This window comes from Mastigocoleus testarum BC008 (genome assembly GCF_001456025.1).
Classification (GTDB): domain Bacteria; phylum Cyanobacteriota; class Cyanobacteriia; order Cyanobacteriales; family Nostocaceae; genus Mastigocoleus; species Mastigocoleus testarum.
Genome location: NZ_LMTZ01000029.1, coordinates 23,674 through 30,237 on the forward strand (window position 1 = coordinate 23,674; position 6,564 = coordinate 30,237).

Consider the following 6,564-nt stretch of genomic DNA (forward strand, 5'->3'; position numbering starts at 1 on the left):
AGATTCAAAATACATTAAGTATGCCAAATACCATAATACCAAGGTAAACTAAATAAACTCCATTGAGTGCAACTACTTCCCACAATTCAAAACTGTATTTTTGAGCACCCCAGTGAATTACGGCTGCGTAGATTATCCCCAGCAGAGCAACAAAAGTTAAGTTAAATGAATATAGTTGTAAATCTTTTACTGGCAGACTTACAAGTGCTAAAGGAAAGAAAGCAAGGGTCATTGTTGCCGTATTGTCAGCAATCACATTAGTAGTAGCAGCGGTTACCTGACCGCTACGGGCTACACTCCAGGTTGCGAAAACTTCTGGTGCAATACTCATGGTAGATGTAATAAAAAGTCCACCAACTAGTTGGGAAATTCCTAATAGAGAAACGATATTTTCTGTAGCTTTGACGGTCAAGTATGCACCTAAACAAAGTGATAAGATCCCAGCGATCGCAATTATGATTTCCTGTTTTTCCCATTCTACTGTTTGATGATTTTGCCTTTCCCGCATAACTGCTTGGGCTAAGTAAATAAAGTAAGCTACTAACATAATCCAACCATCAATAGGTTGTAGCCCGCGCCAAGGTTGAGGAAGAGTTAGTATGGCTGCTAGGGCAATAATTAATAAGTAGGGAATTGCTTGCACGGTTAATGCTTCTGGTTTTACTCGTAAGACATGTGTTTGAGGGTTATCTGACGACGAATTATTGGAATTACTTTGAGAAGTAACTTGAGAGTTATCTTTAGCATTAGCCATAGAAGCAATATAGGAAACAGTTACGATCGCCGGTACAGAAATAATATTCGAACCAAGCAAATTACCTAGTCCAATATCCTGAAGACCACCAACAGCACTAGCCACATTAGTACCAACTTCCGGACTCGCTGTAGCTAAAGCAACAAAAGCCGCAGCCGCAGCTTCTGATAAACCCCACCTTTTACGCAATTTTTGCAGTGGTTCTGCTAATTTATCTGCACCCCAATGAGCAGCTATTACAGCACCAAGTAAAACTAAAAACCATAAAAATAAATTCATTGTTTATATGTCATAAATTTTAGCTAATATGCAAATAAATATCTTGAAATAAGCCTATAGGCTAGGAAAATTTTAAAGGTTATGCAATAAAGTCATATTTTAATTTTCATTTTATTTTTCCATCGCTTTTGTCGCGGTAAGCACATAATTTGGGATATTATGTTTTACTTTAAAGGTAATAGAGGATGGGGTAAAAGAAATATTTAACCGGGAAACATCTGAGAAATACACAGCAATTATCCGCATATTTGTGAACGGATTAATCCTGTATAGAGGTTGCACGTAAACTCTCTACAAAATTGACTTTTATGAATGACTTAGGATTGCTATGGTTCTAGATTTATTTATCTAATTATTAAGATAGGAAATTAAAGGTAGAAATTATTTACCTTGTTCGACTGGGAAAAGTTACTTAAGTGCAGAAGAAATAGTATTAAGTAATATTTCTGTAGTAAAAGGCTTGGACAGAAATCCTTGAATTTGAAGGTTTTGATATTGAATCGTAGAACTATGAGCTACGAGCCCACTCATTGCCACAATTTTTACTTTTGGGTTAATGCGTTGCAGCTTAAGAATAGTGGAAGGTCCATCGATCCCTGGCATCATCATATCTATTAAAACTAAGCCGATGCTTTCCTTATGCTGGGCGTAAAGTGCAAGCGCTCCGATTCCATCACTGGCAGTTAAAACTTTGTAATTATGACTATTAAGAGTATTTTTAGTGATTTCACAAATCGTAGCTTCGTCATCAACTACTAAAATTAATTCTCCATTACCTTCTGGTAATTCTACATCTGCTGGAGTATCTGTTTCAATTATTTGACTGCTTGGTAAATACACATTAAAGTTACTTCCTTTCCCTACTTCGCTATACACGGTTACAAAACCACCATGACTTCTAATAATGCTCATTGCAGTAGAAAGTCCTAAGCCAGTTCCCTTACCCTGCTCTTTTGTCGTAAAAAAAGGATCGAAAATACGATCTAATATTTCAGGATAAATACCCATCCCAGTATCAGAAATCGCGATTGCAGCATAGGAGCCCACTGAAGCATCTACATGCATGCGAGCATATTCTTCTTCAACCCAAAAATTTTCAGCGCTAATACTCAGAGTACCCCCATCAGGCATCGCATCCCGAGCATTTACTACCAGGTTCATAAGTACTTGATGGAGTTGGGTCGGATCTCCAAATACTGTCCACAAATCGGGTGCAATATTAACTTGGGTGTCGATGAATTTTGGAAAAGTTTTTTTTGCTACCTGTGCTACATCTACAAGTAAGTGTCGCAGTTGGATCGTGGTACGAGTTCCTTCTACACCCCGGGTAAAAGAAAGGATTTGCTTAACTAAATCGGCTCCACGCTTGGCACTACCTTCTAATATGGCTAACAGTTGCTTGTTATTATCATCAAGATTGGGAAATTTGAAGGATAAAAGTTGAGCAACTGCTAAAATAGGGGTCAAAATATTATTAAAATCATGGGCAATACCACCAGCGAGAGCTCCCAAACTTTCCAGACGTTGGGCTCGAAGAAATTGCGCTTGTAATTGTTTTTTTTCAGTGATATCAGTACTAACTATTAGGATAGATTTAGGCTTATTTACTTCATCATATATAAGCGTCCAGCGACTTTCAACGACAATTTTTTTCCCGCCTTTGCTAACTTGCTCTAATTCGCCTTGCCACTTACCATCTTTAGCTAGTATTGCTTGTATTTTTCTACGTAATATTAAACTTTCTTCCGAGTTATACAAAATTTGTTCAGCATTTTTACCGATAGCTTCTTGTGACTTCCACTTATATAAACGTTCGGCACCTTTGTTCCAGAATAGTATTTGATTTTCCAGGTCACATACAGAAATTGCATCCGTTGATATATCCAAGAGTGCAGCTTGTTCGTATATCCTCTGTGCAGCTTGCTTTTGCTTTGTAATATCTTCAACTGTCCCTACATGACCGAGGAAATTCCCTTCTGTTGAGTACATGGGGCTAGCAAGAGCACGCACCCAGCGGATTTCACCTTGCTGAGTCAAAAGTCTGTGTTCGTGAACCCAAGACCCTTGTTTTGATGCTGTATGTTCCCAGGATTTAAGGACTCCTAAGCGTTCTTCCGGGTGAATTGCATCAGCCCAACCATACCCCAAACTTCTTTCCTCACTCAAACCAGAAATGTCATGCCACAAAGGATTATTGTAAGTGCGCCTTCCTTGACAGTCAGTTTGGAAAATTGCCAAGGGTGCTGAGTTGCAGAGGGTTTGAAATCGTTCTTCGCTTTCCTGTAATGCTTGTTCGGTGCTATGTCTTTTACGTCTTTCTCTCGCTTCCCGGACTTCCCTCTCCACTGCAGGTACTAAACGGGTAAGATTACTTTTGAGCAAGTAGTCATGAGCTCCGGCTTTCATTACCGCAACAGCAACATCTTCGCCAATTGTGCCAGATACTACAATAAATGGTAAATCTAAGTTATATCTCTGGAGGAGTTTTAGGGCTTCCAAGCCACTGAAAGCAGGCATGCTGAAATCTGCGATCGCAATATCCCACGTGCGTTCTTCCAGCGCCGCTTGCATTGCCGTCGGAGTATCTACTCGAACATAATCCAAGCTGTATCCACCCCGACGTAATTCCCGTAAGGTTAGAAGAGTATCATCTTCAGAATCCTCGATAATTAGTACATTTAGGTGACGGCTCATGTTGACTCATTTCCGTTATTTAGCCTTAGAAGGCGGCGGTTCGTTCATCAGTAGCCAGTACATTCCCAGTTGCCGGATTGCTTCCGAAAACTGAAGAAAATCTACAGGTTTGCGGACATAGCTATTGCATCCCAAGCTATAACTATTAAGCATATCGCGTTCTTCGTTAGAGGTGGTTAAAATCACCACAGGTAATAGCTTAGTCCGTTCATCTTCGCGCAAGCGACGTAAAACTTCAATACCATCAACCCGAGGAAGTTTTAAATCTAGCAAAATTACAGCAGGTTGAAGGCTAGTATTCCGTTGAGAGTAGATACCGGTACCAAATAAATAATCTAAAGCTTCAACGCCATCATGAGCTACTACAACTTCATTAATGATGTGATTGCGTTTGAGAGCTCGAATTGCCAAAGCTTCATCATCGGGGTTATCTTCCACCAGAAGAATGATTTTATCTCTGATGCTCATGCCCCGCCCACTCCCTCTGGTCTCAAAGTGAAGTAAAAAGTGGCTCCTTGCTCTACAGTAGCTTCTGCCCATACTCTACCACCATGCCGATGGACAACGCGCTGTACCGTAGCTAAACCAATACCATTACCTGGGAACTCATTCATATGATGTAACCGTTGGAACGGTGCAAATAACTTGTTAGCATATTTCATTTCAAAGCCCGCACCATTATCTCGGATAAAGTAAACTGGAATATCACTTTTGGGAGACATTTCGCCAAACTCGATTTGTGCTTTAATTCCCTTAGAGGTAAATTTCCAGGCATTATTAAGTAAGTTTTCCAGTAATACTTGTAGCAGACGAATATCCCCTTTGGCTACTAAATCTTTATGGATTTTAAACTCAACTTGTCGTTCTGATGCGTTTTCTTGTAATTCAGTACAAATCTTGTTAGCTAAAAAACTTAGATTCACTGACTCTACATGCATCTCACTACGGGTTACCCGCGATAGCTTGAGGAGATCGTCAATCAGTTGTCCCATTCGCTGAGTGGCTAATCTGATTCTTCGCAAGTAGTCTTGTCCAGTTAAGTCTAAGTTATCCGGGTAGTCTTCCAGCAAAGCCTGGCTGAAGCCATCAATACTGCGTAACGGCGCTCGTAGATCGTGAGATACTGAGTAACTAAAGGCTTCTAGTTCCTTATTTACCACTTCCAATTCAGTTACAGTTTTCTGTAATTCTTGATTTAAACCCTGAACTGCTTGTTGGGCTTGTTGTCTTTCCATCACTTCTGCTTGCAGTTCTGCTAAAAGTTTGCCATGTTGCAGAGCAATTCCTAAGTGACCGGCGATCTGGGTTACAAAATCGATTTCGGTTTCTTTCCATTCACGGGTTTCTTTGCACTGATGGATACAAAGTAATCCCCACAATTGTTTATCTTGTAATAATGGTACTGCTAGGTTTGCCCGTACCTGAAATTGAGACAGAACCTCAATGTGACAATCACTTAGTCCTGCATTGTAAATATCTGCAACTGCTTGAATTCGACCTTGTTGATAATAAATTGCAAATTGTTCTCCAAAACAGTGATCGTGAATTTTTTGCTCCATAGCCGAACTGAAAGCCGGATCTACGTCTTCTGAAACAAATTCACCATCGTCCCATCCCGAGTCTGGATAAAAACGAAACATACCCACTCGATCTGCTGCTAAAAGCTGACGAACTTCAACTGCTGTGGCTTTAAAAATTGTTTCGAGATCTAAGGGTTCTCGTAGGCGAGCAATAGCGCGCAGAAGTGCTTTCAGCTGCTCTAGCTCAAAATATGCTCGTTCCAGTTTGTATTCTAAGTTTTGGACTTCGTCTGCTATGATATACTTTATCTTTTCAAATGCCGCCTCATTTCGACATAAGTTCCGCAAACTTGCCAATTTCTCTGGTTTCATTATTCTTAGCCAGCTAGCTTAGCAGATACTTTAAAATTTAGGCAAAACCTTAGTTTAGCTTTGTTATTTATTTACTCCGAACTGTTATTGAACCTTTAATATATGTGCCTAGGTTAACACGCTCATTAGCTATCGATTGGGAAATATAACAAGTAGTTACATAAGTTATTTAACGGGGAAATAAGGTTAATTAACAGTATTCGGAAACAGGTAACAGAAATTGAACTGAGTTTATATCTAAAAAATTTTTCCAGCATCTGTGACAGATTTTATTCTGTTTGCTTTGGGGGACAGAAATTTAACAAATACTCAAGTTAATTATTGATTTTTTCTAATTCATGTGTGACGAATTTTATTCTGTCACTTTTTTTTAGCTAGAAATACGGAAGTGAAATCTTGTGATTTGAAGATATGTGTAGATAGGAAAACATATGAGCATAGCTAACAAGAGTCTCAAAATATGGTCAGTGAATTCGTTTCAGGAACAGCGACAGCTTTTGATGAGGTGGGTAAAATGAGCATTAATAATTTGCTCGACAAATGGTCCTCTCTTGATAAAAATGTATCTGAAAGTCAGTTAAATTTCCATTTTACAAATCATTTGTGGAATTTTTTAGGTTTTCCTGCGAAAAGACGCACTTATGGCGAACGCTGCGAAGTAAATCCCTCTATCGAAGGTGGATTACAACCCGATTTCATGATCTACGACCAATATAACAAACCGTTATTAGTAGTAGAAACTAAGAGAAGAGTAGCAAACATAGCAAAGAAAACTGACGGAAAATTTATATGTTCTTGTAAATCAAACAATCTTTATAGGGAAGCTGTAGGTTATGATGATTCCGCAGGTAATGGGATTAATACCAATTCTCTATGAAGATGCATATAATAATGCTTCATAAAATAGAGCTTCAAGGATAAAATCATAGCTTGTCAAAGAAGAGA

General features: G+C 39.1%; 5 protein-coding genes. 1 reads left to right on the forward strand and 4 read right to left on the reverse strand.

Annotated features, from left to right (window positions below; all coding sequences use genetic code 11):
* Positions 1-4: 4 nt before the first annotated feature.
* From BC008_RS06385 to BC008_RS06400, 4 genes are all read right to left on the reverse strand, one after another.
* Positions 5-1,033, reverse strand: a complete 1,029-nt coding sequence (locus tag BC008_RS06385; RefSeq protein WP_027845152.1) for a sodium:calcium antiporter — start codon at positions 1,031-1,033, stop codon at positions 5-7.
* Positions 1,034-1,441: 408 nt separating this feature from the next.
* Complete coding sequence (locus BC008_RS06390; protein ID WP_027845153.1) at positions 1,442-3,727, reverse strand: hybrid sensor histidine kinase/response regulator; 2,286 nt, start codon at positions 3,725-3,727, stop codon at positions 1,442-1,444.
* Between the two features lie 15 nt (positions 3,728-3,742).
* On the reverse strand, positions 3,743-4,195 hold the full coding sequence (locus BC008_RS06395) for a response regulator (RefSeq protein ID WP_027845154.1): 453 nt from the start codon (positions 4,193-4,195) through the stop codon (positions 3,743-3,745).
* On the reverse strand, positions 4,192-5,619 hold the full coding sequence (locus tag BC008_RS06400) for a sensor histidine kinase (protein WP_027845155.1): 1,428 nt from the start codon (positions 5,617-5,619) through the stop codon (positions 4,192-4,194). Before BC008_RS06400 ends, BC008_RS06395 begins: the two co-directional genes overlap by 4 nt.
* A gap of 460 nt (positions 5,620-6,079) precedes the next feature.
* Between BC008_RS06400 and BC008_RS06405 the strand changes: the two genes are divergently transcribed.
* Positions 6,080-6,496, forward strand: a complete 417-nt coding sequence (locus BC008_RS06405) for a hypothetical protein (protein ID WP_027845156.1) — start codon at positions 6,080-6,082, stop codon at positions 6,494-6,496.
* Positions 6,497-6,564 lie beyond the last annotated feature (68 nt).